This window comes from Acinetobacter sp. ABJ_C4_1, from assembly GCF_044538495.1.
Classification (GTDB): Bacteria; Pseudomonadota; Gammaproteobacteria; order Pseudomonadales; family Moraxellaceae; genus Acinetobacter; species Acinetobacter nosocomialis_A.
In genome coordinates, this window is the sequence record NZ_JBIUCQ010000002.1 from 475,064 (window position 1) to 490,713 (window position 15,650).

The window sequence follows — 15,650 nt, forward strand, 5'->3', positions numbered from 1 at the left end:
TTAATCACTATAGAGGGACTGAAATTTAAATAGAGGTAGTCTAAACATGGAAAATACAACAAATGAGTATCCATCTGCAGTTCCTGCACAAGTTCAACCTCATCAACCAGGTGATCAGGAGAAGATGCATCCTGAACCAGAAATTATTAAAGCATCGCATAAAGGTAGTGAGAAACTAAAAGGTAAAGTTGCTGTCATTAGTGGTGGTGATAGTGGTATAGGCCGTTCCGTTGCCGTGTTGTTTGCTCGTGAAGGTGCCGATGTTGCTGTACTGTATCTTGAAGAAGATCAAGATGCCGAAATCACCAAACAGCTCGTTGAAAAGGAAGGACAACATTGTCTTTTATTAAAAGGTGATATTTCCGATGCAGACCTTGCCAAACAAAATATTGATAAGGTTTTACAGCACTTCGGTAAAATTAATATCTTAGTAAATAATGCTGGTGTTCAATATCAGCAAAAAGAAATTGAAAGTATTAGTAATGAGCAATTAGAAAAGACATTTAAAACAAATATTTTTGCCATGTTTTATTTAACCAAAGAAGCGATTCCTTATATGGAAGAAGGCGACAGTATTATTAACACCACCAGTATTACTAGCTATCAAGGTCATGATGAGCTCATTGATTATGCAAGTACTAAAGGTGCGATCACCTCTTTTACTCGTAGCTTATCGAACAATTTAATGAAACAGAAAAAAGGTATTCGTGTAAATGGTGTTGCACCAGGACCAATTTGGACTCCTCTCATTCCAAGTAGTTTCGATGCAGAAACCGTCGAAAAATTTGGTAAAGATACCCCAATGGGTCGAATGGGTCAGCCAAGTGAAGTCGCCCCTGCTTATCTTTTCCTTGCCTCAGACGATGCAAGTTATATTACAGGTCAGGTTATTCATGTAAACGGTGGACAAATCGTTAATGGCTAAGCACTAACATGATTTGAAAAAGCCCTGAAAGCTTCAACTTTCAGGGCTTCTTTATTTAAGCCGGTACGTGTGCGGCTATTTGTTCTCGTGACCAAACACGATGAGCTTTAATCAGGTTCTTAAATTTTTCCGCAATATGCTGGAATTCATCTTCTATTAAAGTTCCTTCATCTGCAACTAAACCAAGTGGCTCAAGCAAATCAGATTTATTACCTAAAAATGCAATTGGTTTTAAATGCTTATAAGCTTCGAGTACATAATGGCGTGCTACCCCATCTTGCATTACTGCATTTAAATTATCGCCATCTGGAACAATTACAGCATCATAAGCAATTGAAGGTTCAGCCATTTGCATACCATCAGCTACAATAATGTTATCTTTATGGTCTTTTACTGGAGCCAAGCTCGGCGCTAGTAAATGAACAACCACACCTTCTTTAATCGCCCAATTTTTAATAGCTTCAAGTGTATCTGACTTCACAAGATTATGAATAAGTACAGCAACTTTTCTACCTTGAATATCCTCAGGTGGGAAAGCTAAAAGAGATAACTTGGCAGATTTTTCAACTGCTGTTTTCTTATAGTTTAGGGTTAAGTCAGGCACTTCAATACCTAGGTTCGCACCGACTTGACGTGCCAAATCGAGGTCAATATTTGCCAAAATTTGTTGAACTTGGCGCTCACGAATATGTTTTCTTTGAACTTTACTTAACTCAAAAGTATAGGCATCGACCACGTGCTTTTGCTCATGCGGTGCAAGGCTTTTGTAATAAAGTCGAGGCTGTGAAAAATAGTCAGAGAACGTCTCACTTCTTTGACGGAGTTTATGTCCGCTGATTTTTTCAGGATAACTTTCAAAACCACCATTTGAAGCCGCTGGTGGAGTTTCGACTGGCCAATTTCCATCAATTGAGTTTGGTTGATATGAGGCTTGGCCTTTATGAATAGTATGTTGATGAATGCCATCACGTTGATTGTTATGGAATGGACACACTGGTTTGTTAATCGGAATTTGGTGGAAGTTTGGTCCACCTAAACGGCTTAATTGGGTATCTGTGTATGAAAATAAACGTGCTTGTAAAAGTGGGTCATCTGTAAAATCGATACCAGGGACTACATGGCCCGGACAGAAAGCCACCTGCTCTGTTTCAGCAAAGAAGTTATCGACATTTCTATTTAAAACAAATCGGCCAATTGGCGTAACAGGAACTAATTCTTCAGGAATAATTTTGGTTGGGTCCAATAAATCGAAGTCAAAGTTCATTTCATCTTCTTCTTCGACAATCTGCACGCCGAGTTCCCATTCTGGATAAAAACCTTGCTCAATTGCTTCATAAAGATCACGACGATGGAAATCAGGGTCTTTACCTGCAAGTTTTTGAGCTTCATCCCATACCAATGCACTCAAACCTTGTTTTGGTGTCCAGTGAAATTTTACGAAATGGGATTTACCTTCTGCATTAATTAAACGGAAGGTATGCACACCAAAACCTTGAATTGAACGTAAGTTACGTGGAATCGCACGATCTGACATTGCCCAAATCACAGCATGTGCAGACTCAGGAACTAAAGACACAAAATCCCAGAAAGTATCATGTGCAGTTGCACCCGTCGGGATTTCTGTATCGGGTTCAGGTTTTACCGCATGCACAAAGTCCGGAAACTTAATCCCGTCTTGCACAAAAAAGACAGGTGCGTTATTTCCCACTAAGTCAAAGTTACCTTCTTGGGTATAAAACTTAATTGCAAAACCACGAATATCACGGACAGTGTCGGCTGAACCACGTGGTCCTTGCACTGTTGAAAAACGTACAAAAATAGGCGTCTGAATAGTTGGGTCTGTTAAAAAACCAGCTTTGGTTAAACGTTCATTTCCTTCATATGCCTGAAAATAACCATGTGCCCCTACACCACGTGCATGCACAATACGCTCAGGTATACGCTCATGGTCAAAGTGGGTGATTTTTTCTCTTAAAATGAAATCTTCCAATAAAGTTGAGCCACGAATACCCGCTCTTAAGCTATTTTGGTTATCCGCTATTTTAACTCCCTGATTGGTGGTTAATGCCTCATTGGTTGCATCATCTCTTACTGTGTCTAACTGTTCAGTTTTCTGGGTAGTATTGGCTTTATTTGCTGCATCGGCGCCAGCCATTTCACTTGTTTTATTAGTTAATTTAGTTTTGTCGTTCATGTCCATTACCTATGTTTTGAAAGTTAAACTTGGGGTTGAAGTTGAAAACGTTTATCAAACTAGTTTTTAAACGTACCTAAATAAGGAAAAAGAAGTTCTACGTATTTACGAGTACTCCAAAGACCAATACTTTTATGATGAGAATCGGGGGCTAGAAATGGGGTAAGTTTGCATATTTTTATTGCAAGATCGCTTGATTGCAGCACGCGCTCTTGCAGTGCATCAAGCTCGCCATCAGAGATATAGCTAAATAAATAGTCCTGAATACGTTGGCTATTTTTTAGTTCTCTGCTGTATGCCAAGAAGTTAGAGGAATGATCACTACCAGCAATCCAGTCATGAATAATTTGGCGCTCTACAGGGTTAAATACCCCAAACATTTTTCCATTTTCTTCATTAATCATCCGCCAGAACACGCTCTGTTCAGGATCGGTATTAAACTTAATCCATTTCTGTTCTGTTAAATGAGTGATCAAACCTGCAATATCATCAGGGTTTGATAGCCACTGATTAATGGTTTTGCAGCCAAACTGTCTGGTTTCGTTATGAATTAGCTGCCCGACAAGTGCTTTTCTTTTCAAAATTTTATGAACAAAGTCTTCAAGACTTAAATTCTTGATAATATTTGAGGAAGATTCACCACGGTTATTCAAGGCAAAACCTTGTTTTAACTTGGTAAAGAAAAGCTCTTTATCTCTGTATTTGTTGTAAATATCTTCAATAACTTTAATGGCTTTATGGGCATGGCCATTGTCAATGTTATCAATGGTGATATGTAGATTAAAATATTTAGAATCAATGCCTAATTCGGCAAGCTCATAATTTGAAATTAAAAGATGCAGTGGAAGCTGTTCATATCCTAAATTAAAACCAACCATCTCAGGAATAAACTCAGGTGGTGCATACCCTAGTGCTAGCTGAACGACTGCTTGATGATAGTATTCGTCTTCTAAAAGCAAATCGAAACTGTCGAGTCCAAGACTACGTAAAAGATCATCATAAATACAGACATGGTTCGCTTTCGGTTCACCTAAACCAAGTTCTTCCAAATAAGTAATAATGAGCTCATGAAAGACTGGATCATTCCAATAATGCACTGAGCTATATAACCATGCACCATCGACCTTTTTAGTCGGCGATACTTTTATGAGAAATTCAAACGCCTGAGCAACATTCTGAAAATACTCTCGATCCTGACCAGCTTGCCTACGGTTTAAATATGCCTGAAATTCCTGACAATTTTTTTTATTATCGTTCTCACACCATGTTTTAATCGAATTGATATCTGAAGGAAAATCTATTTCCTTCATCTCTAATTTTTCAATCTCTTTAATCAGAAAATCTCTTGCCTTTTTCTCTTTCTCAAAACTCGAAACATCAGGATCAAGAAAAAAAACGAATAATTCATAATAATTTTGTTGATTATCTTGTAATAAGTCTAATAATCTTTTTTTCACTACAACAGGCATTTTCATTCTCCGTTTGTGAGATATCAATTACCATACGTCACCCGAACTATAATCAAGTTTTAAGTTTGTTATTTTGCGTTATTAAAAATTAAGACAAACCACATAAATCAAAAAAATTCAAAGATATACAAATTAACGCAAAATTACATTTAAACTTTTAGAATTATTTAAGCTGCTGTTTTTATATAAAATTTGAAAAACTTAATCTAAATTTACATTAATTTCACCATCAAAATTATAAACATTAAAAAAATAACAAAGCAAACAGTTAAATAGTTTTATAACATTTTAAAAACAATTAAATGGAGAATTAAAATGTTTAATTTATGTTGCAAATTATTAGCAGATGAAAAAATTAAAATTGCTTTTTTTGAAAGCGCTTCTGCTGGCTATCTTGCTTATCGTTTCTCTTTGAGTCCTTATTCTGGAGATATTCTTATAGGTAGTCTTGTAAGTTATGACCTTCGTGTAAAGGAAAACACCCTACACATTTCAGAGCAACTTATTGAAAAATATACAGCTGAATCGATGCAAGTGACTGTTGAAATGATTAAAAAAGGAAAAGAACTTTTGCATGCTGACCTGTATGTTGCCTGCACAGGTCTCTTAAAAAAAGGGGGTTCTGAAACAGAGGAAAAACCTGTAGGAACGTTCTTTTATTCAATATATTATAAAAACAATTTTTATAATTTTAGACGTGTTTTAAAAGGAACAGCCTTTTTAAAACTTAGAAAGTTGACGTACTATATTACTCAAGATATAAAACTTATTATATTAGATGAAAAAGCCTCTTAAATTATATAAAAAGTTAACAAATATACATTTGGAAATATTTATTATCTTTCTTAAATATTATTTGCTGAAATGTAATTTTTTAAACATTCATATTAATAATGTTTATGACTAAAAAACACATTCACTAAAAATCAGTAAGTTATTTAAAATTGATAGTTTTTAAATTTACATTTAAATATAGGGTAACACCCCTACCCTACACATTTAAAAGCTACATGTTTTAATAACCCTATCTGAAGCTCTCAGATAAAACACATCGTCATAATTGATATGAGGTAATTAAAAATGAGCACTACTAATAATCAAGCAAATCAACGCAATAATCAGCAACAGCAACAACAGCAAAATGACAACCGTAATCAACAACAACACGGTAACCAACAGCAAAACGATCAACAGCAACAAAATAATCAGCAACAACAGCAAAATGATAACCGCGGCCAACAACAAGGATCTAACCAAAAAGATTCTGGTCAACAAAATTCAAATAACAACCAACAACGTTAATCGTTTGTAGTTGTTCTTTGATGCGGTCGATCATTTAGGAAGGTGATCTCACCTTCCTAAATCTAATATAAGCATAAAATTCAATAAAATATGAGGGAATTCTGATGACAGATCAAAATACAGATCATGCTCAACTAGTAGCTGGCGATCATAACTATTCTGACTCTCGCTGGCGTGAAAGCTATCTTACCCGACCTTATTACCAAGAAGCGCAATTAACAACACCAGATCTAGATTATGATCGTGATTTTTCTGCTGCTTATGAACTTGGTCATCGGGCTCGTTCTGAATCTAAGGAAGGAACTCAGTTTGAAGACATGGAAGGTAGTTTGCAGCAAAAATGGGAAGAACTCAAAGCTGAGTCTCGCTTAAAATGGGAACACGCGAAACAAGCCATTAAAGATGCATGGGATGACATTTAACGCCCTCAAACGGTCCAAAGCTATAAGCTTATTTCCTATTGGCCCTGGGAAATAGGCTTTTTTATTGTTTTTGCTTTGCTCACGTTTTGCTTTTACGCCATAAATCTCAAAATCGTTAATGCAAGTACCATCTGTAAAAATACATAAACATATCTGTCCCCTTGAATATCCATAATTACTGGCTTATCAAAATAAAAACCTGACTTAAATCATCAAGTCAGGTTTTCTTTAAAATCAATTTTGATTTTTCTTAAAATATTCAATTATTTCTTCACCATTATTTACCGGCTTTTTCTGCGAAGGATAATTTTCCTCATAAGCATAGGCTGGTAATGTAATTTTGGCCTGAATTGGGGGTAATTTCTCTTGCCCACCTGTTGTAATCCGTTCAATAAAACCAGCAAGCCAAAGTACAAACTCCTGTGTATTCTTACTTTTAGGAATAAGACTTAAATCCAATTTAATTTTTGACTCTTGTAAAGGCTTAATTAACAGCTCAGCGAAATCAATATAATTATATAAAAGCTTAAGCTGTGTCCCCTTTATTTCATGTCTGAGCTCAATCATCAAATTGTTAAGATCTTCCATCGGTTCATCCGTAAAACCCTTTTTTTCTTTAACATTTTGATATATTTTCTCAGCTATTTTTAAATATTGGGGCATATCCTTACCTTTATAGTTCATTATTACTAAAATGAATTTTGGATGAATATAAGTAAGCTATTGTGTTTGTTTTATTAACTTTTTGAAAAGATATATTTAGTTTGCAACAATTCAGAAACACTAGCACCCCAGACCACCAACCCCACATAATTAATTGATTAATATTATATTTTCTTGTATTTAATTTTTAATATGCTTTCTTTCCTAGATAAAATACCTATAAAAAAAGCCCACTTAATAAGCAGGCTTTTTTAAGAAAAACTAATTATTGTGAGTTTCTATTCATATCATGAGGTGCTGCTGGATCACTTGCTTCATGCATTCCATCATTTCTTGAATTGCGGTCTTGGCAAGCGCTCATACCCATAGCAATTGCAAGCACCATACTCACTGCACAAAAGATTCTTACCATTTAGATCACCTTTATAAATATTAAAATGTAGGTTTATGAATAACATTATCTTATGTTGGCCTACCGCAGTGGTTCTCTTAACTTTTGTAGATTATGCAAGCTTATGTAAAAACCCTAAAATATGATTAATAAAATTATATTTCTTGCAATTGAAATTTTGGTTATTTTTTGGCAAGCAGTGGATATACTCCATAGCCCAAATTATAAAAATCGAATTATTAAATAGTTTAGCCAAACAACACATCTAATTAACGGCATTGATATACTATATAAATAAACAATTAATAAATATTTGATATATATGATTAAAAAACGACACCGCCAGTAAAATAAAAATTAGTTATAGTCATATAATATTTTTTAATTTTTCTATTTTCTAAATAAAAACAGGTAAATATTTATATCAATTTATATAAATCAATCTTTTATTTTTGCAATTGACCCACTCCAATGCTCAGCTTATGATGCTCGCGCTGACAAATTTTGTCAGTCGGTTTTAGCAGACCGTCTACCTAAGTGCACTAAAAACATGTTTTTTGGTGTGAAGCCCCTCGTGCCTTTGATGGAGGAACGAGAGTGGGACACCTTCGGGTGTGCTGGTTTCTTAGGTATCAGTCTGCTAACCCCCTTTCGTTTCACCACCATAATGATTAGCAATGAGTGGGCGTAACTTCTTTTAATCAAGGAGTCACTCATGACTATTATTCTATATTTTTTACATTCTCTTATTGATCTTACTTACATTAGACATCTTTTATTTATTCAGGCATTTTTTAGAGATCGCTCTACTCATCCCTCGAAAATAAAAACCTTATATAGAGTTCAAAAATTGTTTACTTAATCCTTTTGCCTACCCATCTATATAAGTTGGGATCAAAAGTTTTATGTATACAAATACCACATCATAAAGATTAGAACTTCTATCAACATCACTTAACGATAACAACAACCTATGCAGAGTAACAATAATGTTTTTTCTCTATCGTTTTGTTTTGGTGAGCCTTCTTACAATCAGTGTTTTAAATCTAATGGGCTGTAGACCCATGAGTAAAAATGAATTTAATACGCGTTGTGTGTGGGCGGGACATGACCTTTCACAGTGTAATTGTATTTATAACTCGTTAGAGCAGCACTATTCGCCACAGTTTGTGGAAAGCTTACCAAAAGTGAGTTTGCAGAACATTGATACCAAAATGAATTTTGTAGAAACCATGAATAAAACAATGCAACAGTGCCAATTTAGCGCAAGAAAATAGTGTACTAATCTATAGGAGCATGCTCTACCAAAAAATCTAAAAATGCACGTACACGATTAGGGACATATTTATCATGACCAATCCAAACAGCATGAAACTCTTCAGAAGCATGAATATTCCAGTCTTCAAGAATTTTGACGAGTTGTTTTTGCTGTAATGCTTTTTGGATTTGAAATTCATTGAGTTGAGCAATACCAACACCTGCCAGTACCAACTGTAAAATTGCTTCACCGTGGTTTACTTTCAAAACTCTAGAGGGGGTTAGCTTAATTTCCTGATCTGCTTTTTTAAATAGCCAAGTTTTGTTCTGGCGCTGATAACTTACATCTAAAAGCTGATGTTCATGCAGTTCATCTGGATGTCTGGGGCAACCATGCTGTTCAATGTATGCGGGTGAACATACATAAACTTTATGTGTACTACCGAGTGAGCGAGCCACCAAATTGGAACTTTTTAATGGTCCTGTCCGAATTGCAACATCAATTCTTTGCTCAACCAAATTAATGACTTCGTCACTCAAATGAGCCTCTAACTCAATTTGTGGGTAGCGCTGATTAAATAAGGAAATACACGGTAATAAAAAGTGAGTCCAATATGAAAGACTGGTATGGATTCTAATTCGCCCTTTCGGTATATGATTTGCGGTAACGGATTGTTCAAGTTCATCTAAATTATTGAGTATTTGAAGACCTTGCTCATAAAACTGGCATCCTTCACTCGTAAGCTGGAACTGACGTGTTGAACGGTTCAATAATCTGACACCAAGTCTTTTTTCTAAACGGGAAATTAACTTACTGACCGCAGACGGCGTCATATCACATGCCCTTGCTACGGCTGAAAAACTTCCAAGCTCGACCACACGTATAAAAATTGCCAACTCGCCAGATCGATTTATATCAAAATAAGACATAACAAAATTTATTTATGAATTGTATTCACAAATCTTATTCCGCTTAGCCCGCTATAACAAGGCATCAATTTATTTCAAGATACCTTTAATTTGTTTTAAAGAGTTCACGAGATGAAACTTTATCAAGCCACCCTATTTTCTTTGGCTTTATTTACGAGCGTTACACAAGCTAAAGTACCAAAGCATCAGTGGATTACCACTTGGTCTGCGAGTCCTCAAAAAGTCTGGAATAAAGACTTCGTTTTTCCAACCCTTATTCCAGAGCAAATATCCAACCAAACAATTAGGCAGGTAAGCCAAATTAGTTTAGGTGGTGAAGCTGTTCGGCTTGTTTTTACCAATCAATATGGCGAGCAACCACTTTATATAGATCAAACAACAATTGGTTTAGCGAACGCAGCAAGCCTGAAATCTAAGAGCACCTATCCTGTTTATTTTTCTGGTCAACTTAAAGCAAAAATTTTACCAGGCAAACAACTGGTGAGTGATCCAATCGAGTTAGCCGTTCCCGACCACACTCAATTGGTGGTAAATAGCTTTATTCAAAAACCAACAACTTTTAAAACTTTCCATTGGGATGCTAAACAAACCAGTTGGCTCATTACTGGAAATCAGACAACAAATTTAACTGCGCCAACTAATGCTAAAACGACAACGGCGCGATTATTACTATCAGCAATAGAAGTAAAACCCAATCAGAAAGCTCAGGTGGTTGCTGTTATTGGAGACTCAATTACCGATGGGGCCACTGCAACTTTAGACGCTAATAGCAGGTGGACCGATTTTTTAGCGAAACGTTTATCAGTACACCAAGTAGCCGTGATTAATAGCGGAATTTCAGGAAATCGATTACTTACCGATGGTATGGGCGATAGCGTTTTAAAACGTTTAAACAGTGAAGTATTTCAATATTCTGGTGTTAAAACTTTAATTGTTTTGATTGGTATAAATGACATTTCATGGCCCGGTACAGCCTTTGCTCCTAAACAGCAAATACCTTCTTTTGAAGCCTTAACTAAAGGTTATCAACGTGTTGTGAGAGAAGCTCACAAACAAGGTATTCAGGTGATTGGTGCAACTTTACTTCCGTTTTCTGGTGCTTTACCCAATACGCCTTTAGATAATTACTATCAACCGAATAAAGATCAATTACGTCAGCGCATCAACCACTGGATAAGAACTAGCCATACCTTTGATGGTGTACTTGATCTTGATGAAGGTTTAAAAGATCCAATACATCCCAATCGGTTAAATCCAATTTATGATTCGGGCGATCACTTACACCCCAATGACCACGGTAATCAACACATGGCAGAATTGGTACAGTTAGACCAGATTATTAAAAATTAATAATTGCTCCATCAGGTGAACCTATTCACCTGATGGGAATAACTATTTAGAAATCGTAACTCGCTATCATGTTAAAGCGGTTATCAATCCCGTTACGACCATCGAAAGTTTCTCGTTCGCCATATACATACTCAACACCTAAGGTAATTGGTTTGTATGGGTTATACATCGTATTTACCCAGCCTTGCCAAAGCTCTTTGTTTTGAGTCGTACTATTATGCTGTAATTCAGCAAAACGGTTATCATCTTTGGCCTTCATATAGCCATAAGCTAAAGTCGAGCGAATTTTTGGCGTAAATTGATGAGTTATACCTAAAGAAACCGTATCAAATTCATTGCTATGCATGTTGTTCTGCTCATCTATTGCATAGCCACTATTGCTCCACAATAAGAAACGCCCATCGCCTTTAACATGGTAATAATCAGCCTTGAGCAAAGTATCTGGTGTCATTTGGTATTTACCACCGAAACCTACGCCCCAAGCCCACTCACTGTCATTATTGGTTCTTTTTTCTGCAACAAAACTACGGCCTGAAAGCATCGAACCATTGGCAAATTTATGATTCAAGCGCCCCACTAAAGCAGGTAAACGCATTTTGTTATCTGGGTCTGTTGCCGCTGTATATTTCGGGTCTTCAACTGATACTGCAAAACTTGTATTTGCCGTTAAATTATCGCTATAGCGAACCATTGGCGATCTAAGTAAGGCACTGCCTACAAATGTTCCTGCATCAATCGTTTCTGGGTAATATTCAGGTGCAATAAATGTCGACCATGTTTGACCAATCAACCATTTATCAAAAGTTAAATAAGCATGGCGTATACGAAACTGATCACGCGTGGCAGCCCCAAAGAAGTCCATTTCCAATTTTCCACCCACATCACCAGCAGTTGTCGGTGTTTTAAAATTCAATCCGAAACGGGTCACATAAACCGTACTGTGCAACTGGTCTTTCTGTGCAGATTCTTCTGGCGTATTTTCAAGAGGAACGCCGCTAATATTGTTATACATGCTAGATGCACCCTTAATTTGATAAGAAGCATCTGCTCGTATATAACCGTATAAGTTAAATTCTGCACCAGATTTAGTTAATGTTTGCTGTATAGGTTGTGGAGCTTGAGTAACTAGAGGAGCAGCTTGTTCTACTCTTTTTTGAGCTAAAGATTTTTGAGCCTCCATATTAATTTGTAGCATAGCTCGTAGTTCTTTTATTTCTTGGCGAAGTTGCTCTATTTCAGGGTTTACTTGGCCTGCAAAAGCAGAAGACATAAGCAGAGTCACAGAAACTGCCAACAAGCTTTTTTGAATCGTTGTATTTAAAATTTTCATCATGAAATTTTCCTTTAGACCTTTAAGTAGTCTTAAAAGTCTCGACATCCTTTTTGTTATGTACCTATCTAAAATAGATCCTTGAAAATTTGCCTTTCTTTCACAAGAAAGACGTTCCCTCATATTTTTAGCCCCATCCTCCCTAGTGCAGCAAAAGCAACTTTTTAATTTTTCACTTTTTATATTCTCTTCCACATTGAGAATATTCGGTTTTAAACACTTATTTATATTCCCCAATAGTATTATTTTTTTGCAATAAACCCCTGATAAGTCAAAATTTGCGTATAAGGCTGTACGCTTTCAAAGCCAGTTTTTTGCAAAAGTTTTATATACCCCTCAGTGGTTAGGCTAAAAAAGTCCTCCACCATACGCTCCAACATTTTTTGACATTGTTCTTCTGTTAGACCTTGTGCCAAGCACAAATAACGTAATGCTTGAAGTTGCTTTGGGTTTATACAGGTCATGAGGTCATAAGTAAGCAAAACTGCCTTTTCTGTTAAGCGATCATAAATATCTTTAAAGAATGCAGGCTTTACGTCATCGGCAACGAAATGCGCCACAAGAATAGAAAGTGCAGCATCAAAGGAACTCTCGAGAGGCAAAGCTGAAGTTTCACCGTGAACAAAAGTGACTTGGGCAGATTTACCTAAAATCTCCACCTGCTCCTGAGCTTTTTGCAGCATGGTTAAAGATGGATCAACTGCTGTAAATTTCCAGTTCGGATGTCGCTTAAGTAAATATTCAAGTTCATACCCCGTACCACAGCCCACAATTAAGATATGAGCATTAGGTTTCAACAGCGATTGCAAAATGGCATCCACCTGTTGATGGATGACTTCATAACCTGGAATTAATTTACGAATATGTTCGTCATATCCTTCGACTACCTTTGGGCTATTAAAGTCTTTTGCCATTTTGCTTATCCTCTATTTAAACTGCCTTTTAATTTATAGTTTGCTGCACTTTGAACAGGCTTTCGGCTTCTTTAGTCAAAGACATTTCCAGTTAAATTAAGTTCAGCTCGCATAATTTCCTGCAATTTAAACTTTTGGGCTTTGCCAGAAGCAGTCATTGGAAACTCATTAAAGAATCGGACATAACGCGGCACTTTATTATGAGAAATGTGCTCTTTGCAGAATTGGCGAATGCTGTCTTCATCAATTTGATGATGTTCATGCAAAATAATACAAGCACAGAGTTCTTCGCCATATTTCGCATCTGGCAAGCCAATCACCTGTACATCGCTTACATCTGGATGGGTATATAAAAAGTCTTCAATTTCTTTTGGAAAGAGATTTTCCCCACCACGAATCACCACATCTTTAATACGGCCTTTAATTTTAATAAAACCGTCTTGATCCATCTCGGCAATATCACCCGTATGCATCCAACCAGCAGCATCTATCACTTCACGGGTCTTTTCCTCTTCACCCCAATAACCGGCCATCACTGAATAACCACGAACGCATAACTCACCCAATGTGCCTTGCGGAACAATTTGTCCTTCTAAATCGACAATTTTAATTTCAACATGCGGATGAACATGCCCAACTGTGCTGACTCGTTTATCGATTGAATCGTTTACCGAACTTTGTACACTCACTGGCGAAGTTTCAGTCATGCCATAACAAATGGTAATTTCCGACATATGCATTCGGTCTATGACACGCTGCATAATTTCACGTGGACAAGGACTGCCTGCCATAATGCCCGTTCTTAAACTCGACAGATCAAACTCATTAAACTGTTCATGTTCTAGGGTTGCAATAAACATGGTTGGTACACCATAAGCTGCCGTGCAACGTTCTTGATGAATCGCTTTTAAAGTTTCTAAAGGATTAAATACGGCTGATGGATAGACCATGGTTGAACCATGCGTAACGCATGCTAGATTCCCCATCACCATACCGAAACAATGAAACAAAGGCACAGAAATACAGACTTTATCTTGAGGTGTTAGGCGAATGCCTTCACCGACAAAATAACCATTATTTAAAATATTGTGATGGGTCAACATGGTTCCTTTAGGGTTACCTGTTGTACCTGAGGTAAATTGGATATTAATGGTTTCATCAAACTGATGTTGCTTCGCTAATTGTTTTAATTGTTCTAGCTGTTCAGAAGTTGGTGTGTTGACTAAATCACTAAAGCGATAAATACCCTTATGTTGTTGTTCATCAATTTTAATGACAAATTTTAAATGTGGCAGTCGCGCTGAATTCAGCACTTTATCTAAACTGTTGGTTAACTCAGGGGCAATTTTTGTGAGTAGTTCTTGGTAATCAGTCGTTTTGAATTGAGAAGCAATAATCAATCCTTTGCATGAGACTTTATTCAACACATATTCAAGTTCATGGCTTTTATAAGCTGTATTCAGGTTGACTAAAATAATCCCTGCTTTAAAGGCTGCAAATTGGGTAACTGTCCATTCCACACAGTTAGGCGACCAGATCGCTAATCGATCACCTTTTTTTAATCCCAATTTTAAAAGGCTACAAGCAAAAGCATTTACTTCATCCTGTAAAGCTTTATAGGTTAATCGTCTGTTTTGATGAAAACTAACGATTGCTTCCTTTTCAGCATATTGCCGACAGGCCTGATCAAATTGTTCACCAATGGTCATACCCAATAAGGGCTGTGTGCTTGGTCCCGAGGCGTAGCTTAACCGTTCTTGTTGCATTGAATCATTCTCCTTGATTCTTCTAATTCTCTTCTTACCTGATCTAATTGTTGTTACTGCAACTATTTTTCTAAACCGCCTTTTTTGTGTTGTTTTATCCTTTATATGCTCTATTTCCTCTGCACAGCATCTACACAAAAGTCAGCAATCTGTTTTGAAAAATAGTCTTTATGCGCATGATCAAACTTTGTATTTTGAGCTGGGTCTAAGGGTTCAACCACCACATAAGTCATGGCACCGACTACACAAAGTGCTGCTGTGTTTAAATCATCCAAGACAAACTCACCACTTGCATTTCCATCCGCAAGTATTTTTTTAATACTTTGTTTAATCAATTGCTTCACACGAAAACGCTCATGTTCAACCGTTGAATCGACGGGTTCAAACATGAGTGAATATGCAAGCTGAGGACTATTCAGTGCCCGTTTCACAAAGGTTGCCACCGCCTTGTGTAATTTCTGCTTTGCCGATAACTCACTTTCGGTAATCGATTCAATCACCAATAGTTCTGTATTAATGGCATCAGACAAAACTTCTATTAGCACTTGGCTTTTATTATCGAAGTAGCGATAAACCAGTCCACTAGATACACCCGCTTGCTCTGCAATTGTTTGTATTTGTGCGTCTTTGAATCCTCCCTCTGAAATTATTTTTCTGGCTGAACTCAAAATCGATTTTCGATTTTGCTCCATTCGCTCTTGCATTAAAGATGATCGTTTATAGCTCATAATTTATTC

Annotated in this window: 15 protein-coding genes; 6 read left to right on the forward strand and 9 right to left on the reverse strand. The window is 36.6% G+C overall.

Annotation, left to right across the window (positions count from 1 at the left end):
• Positions 1 to 46: 46 nt before the first annotated feature.
• Positions 47 to 925, forward strand: a complete 879-nt coding sequence (locus ACIF8R_RS05200; RefSeq protein ID WP_396479473.1) for an SDR family oxidoreductase — start codon at positions 47 to 49, stop codon at positions 923 to 925.
• 55 nt (positions 926 to 980) lie between these two features.
• On the opposite strand, the gene katE is transcribed toward ACIF8R_RS05200, so the two are convergent.
• Together katE and ACIF8R_RS05210 are read right to left on the reverse strand one after the other, a co-directional pair.
• Complete coding sequence (gene katE, locus ACIF8R_RS05205) at positions 981 to 3,125, reverse strand: catalase HPII (RefSeq protein WP_396479475.1); 2,145 nt, start codon at positions 3,123 to 3,125, stop codon at positions 981 to 983.
• 53 nt (positions 3,126 to 3,178) lie between these two features.
• Positions 3,179 to 4,588 (reverse strand): iron-containing redox enzyme family protein, encoded by a 1,410-nt coding sequence (locus ACIF8R_RS05210; RefSeq protein ID WP_396464291.1) that lies wholly within the window; start codon positions 4,586 to 4,588, stop codon positions 3,179 to 3,181.
• Positions 4,589 to 4,903: 315 nt separating this feature from the next.
• Here ACIF8R_RS05210 and ACIF8R_RS05215 point away from each other — a divergent pair, with 315 nt between their 5' ends.
• The 3 genes from ACIF8R_RS05215 (at position 4,904) to surA1 (ending at position 6,312) form a co-directional block, all read left to right on the forward strand.
• A complete protein-coding gene (locus tag ACIF8R_RS05215) occupies positions 4,904 to 5,383 on the forward strand; it encodes a CinA family protein (protein ID WP_396479477.1) in 480 nt (159 codons plus the stop codon).
• 285 nt (positions 5,384 to 5,668) lie between these two features.
• A complete protein-coding gene (locus tag ACIF8R_RS05220) occupies positions 5,669 to 5,890 on the forward strand; it encodes a hypothetical protein (RefSeq protein ID WP_000108365.1) in 222 nt (73 codons plus the stop codon).
• Positions 5,891 to 5,994: 104 nt separating this feature from the next.
• Complete coding sequence (gene surA1 / locus ACIF8R_RS05225) at positions 5,995 to 6,312, forward strand: surface antigen protein 1 (RefSeq protein ID WP_000132044.1); 318 nt, start codon at positions 5,995 to 5,997, stop codon at positions 6,310 to 6,312.
• A 234-nt stretch (positions 6,313 to 6,546) separates the two neighbouring features.
• Here surA1 and ACIF8R_RS05230 read toward each other — a convergent pair whose 3' ends face one another.
• Together ACIF8R_RS05230 and ACIF8R_RS05235 are read right to left on the reverse strand one after the other, a co-directional pair.
• Positions 6,547 to 6,975, reverse strand: a complete 429-nt coding sequence (locus ACIF8R_RS05230; RefSeq protein ID WP_396479479.1) for a hypothetical protein — start codon at positions 6,973 to 6,975, stop codon at positions 6,547 to 6,549.
• A gap of 265 nt (positions 6,976 to 7,240) precedes the next feature.
• Positions 7,241 to 7,387, reverse strand: a complete 147-nt coding sequence (locus ACIF8R_RS05235) for a hypothetical protein (RefSeq protein ID WP_263613471.1) — start codon at positions 7,385 to 7,387, stop codon at positions 7,241 to 7,243.
• 968 nt (positions 7,388 to 8,355) lie between these two features.
• On the opposite strand from ACIF8R_RS05235, the gene ACIF8R_RS05240 reads away from it, so the two are divergent.
• A complete protein-coding gene (locus tag ACIF8R_RS05240; RefSeq protein ID WP_263613470.1) occupies positions 8,356 to 8,643 on the forward strand; it encodes a hypothetical protein in 288 nt (95 codons plus the stop codon).
• A gap of 4 nt (positions 8,644 to 8,647) precedes the next feature.
• Here the strand turns inward: ACIF8R_RS05240 and ACIF8R_RS05245 are convergent, their stop codons facing one another.
• The gene (locus ACIF8R_RS05245; protein WP_396479481.1) at positions 8,648 to 9,553 is read right to left on the reverse strand and encodes a LysR family transcriptional regulator; all 906 of its coding nucleotides are present in this window, start codon (positions 9,551 to 9,553) and stop codon (positions 8,648 to 8,650) included.
• 111 nt (positions 9,554 to 9,664) lie between these two features.
• Here ACIF8R_RS05245 and ACIF8R_RS05250 point away from each other — a divergent pair, with 111 nt between their 5' ends.
• A complete protein-coding gene (locus tag ACIF8R_RS05250; RefSeq protein WP_396479483.1) occupies positions 9,665 to 10,903 on the forward strand; it encodes an SGNH/GDSL hydrolase family protein in 1,239 nt (412 codons plus the stop codon).
• A gap of 46 nt (positions 10,904 to 10,949) precedes the next feature.
• On the opposite strand, the gene ACIF8R_RS05255 is transcribed toward ACIF8R_RS05250, so the two are convergent.
• From ACIF8R_RS05255 to ACIF8R_RS05270, 4 genes are all read right to left on the reverse strand, one after another.
• Entirely contained in the window at positions 10,950 to 12,233 is a 1,284-nt protein-coding gene (locus ACIF8R_RS05255) for a DcaP family trimeric outer membrane transporter (RefSeq protein WP_396479537.1), read from the reverse strand.
• Positions 12,234 to 12,475: 242 nt separating this feature from the next.
• On the reverse strand, positions 12,476 to 13,147 hold the full coding sequence (locus ACIF8R_RS05260; RefSeq protein ID WP_396479485.1) for an SAM-dependent methyltransferase: 672 nt from the start codon (positions 13,145 to 13,147) through the stop codon (positions 12,476 to 12,478).
• A gap of 71 nt (positions 13,148 to 13,218) precedes the next feature.
• Positions 13,219 to 14,913 carry an AMP-binding protein gene (locus ACIF8R_RS05265; RefSeq protein ID WP_396479487.1) on the reverse strand — a complete coding sequence of 565 codons (1,695 nt, stop codon included), beginning with the start codon at positions 14,911 to 14,913 and terminating at the stop codon, positions 13,219 to 13,221.
• A gap of 110 nt (positions 14,914 to 15,023) precedes the next feature.
• The gene (locus tag ACIF8R_RS05270; RefSeq protein ID WP_396479489.1) at positions 15,024 to 15,641 is read right to left on the reverse strand and encodes a TetR/AcrR family transcriptional regulator; all 618 of its coding nucleotides are present in this window, start codon (positions 15,639 to 15,641) and stop codon (positions 15,024 to 15,026) included.
• Positions 15,642 to 15,650: the final 9 nt, after the last annotated feature.

Bases quoted from the DNA above. Each gene is read 5' to 3' on its own strand.
- ACIF8R_RS05200 (WP_396479473.1), top strand. From the start codon at position 47: ATGGAAAATACAACAAATGAGTATCCATCTGCAGTTCCTGCACAAGTT.
- katE (WP_396479475.1), bottom strand. From the start codon at position 3,125: ATGGACATGAACGACAAAACTAAATTAACTAATAAAACAAGTGAAATG.
- ACIF8R_RS05210 (WP_396464291.1), bottom strand. From the start codon at position 4,588: ATGCCTGTTGTAGTGAAAAAAAGATTATTAGACTTATTACAAGATAAT.
- ACIF8R_RS05215 (WP_396479477.1), top strand. From the start codon at position 4,904: ATGTTTAATTTATGTTGCAAATTATTAGCAGATGAAAAAATTAAAATT.
- ACIF8R_RS05220 (WP_000108365.1), top strand. From the start codon at position 5,669: ATGAGCACTACTAATAATCAAGCAAATCAACGCAATAATCAGCAACAG.
- surA1 (WP_000132044.1), top strand. From the start codon at position 5,995: ATGACAGATCAAAATACAGATCATGCTCAACTAGTAGCTGGCGATCAT.
- ACIF8R_RS05230 (WP_396479479.1), bottom strand. From the start codon at position 6,975: ATGCCCCAATATTTAAAAATAGCTGAGAAAATATATCAAAATGTTAAA.
- ACIF8R_RS05235 (WP_263613471.1), bottom strand. From the start codon at position 7,387: ATGGTAAGAATCTTTTGTGCAGTGAGTATGGTGCTTGCAATTGCTATG.
- ACIF8R_RS05240 (WP_263613470.1), top strand. From the start codon at position 8,356: ATGTTTTTTCTCTATCGTTTTGTTTTGGTGAGCCTTCTTACAATCAGT.
- ACIF8R_RS05245 (WP_396479481.1), bottom strand. From the start codon at position 9,553: ATGTCTTATTTTGATATAAATCGATCTGGCGAGTTGGCAATTTTTATA.
- ACIF8R_RS05250 (WP_396479483.1), top strand. From the start codon at position 9,665: ATGAAACTTTATCAAGCCACCCTATTTTCTTTGGCTTTATTTACGAGC.
- ACIF8R_RS05255 (WP_396479537.1), bottom strand. From the start codon at position 12,233: ATGAAAATTTTAAATACAACGATTCAAAAAAGCTTGTTGGCAGTTTCT.
- ACIF8R_RS05260 (WP_396479485.1), bottom strand. From the start codon at position 13,147: ATGGCAAAAGACTTTAATAGCCCAAAGGTAGTCGAAGGATATGACGAA.
- ACIF8R_RS05265 (WP_396479487.1), bottom strand. From the start codon at position 14,913: ATGCAACAAGAACGGTTAAGCTACGCCTCGGGACCAAGCACACAGCCC.
- ACIF8R_RS05270 (WP_396479489.1), bottom strand. From the start codon at position 15,641: ATGAGCTATAAACGATCATCTTTAATGCAAGAGCGAATGGAGCAAAAT.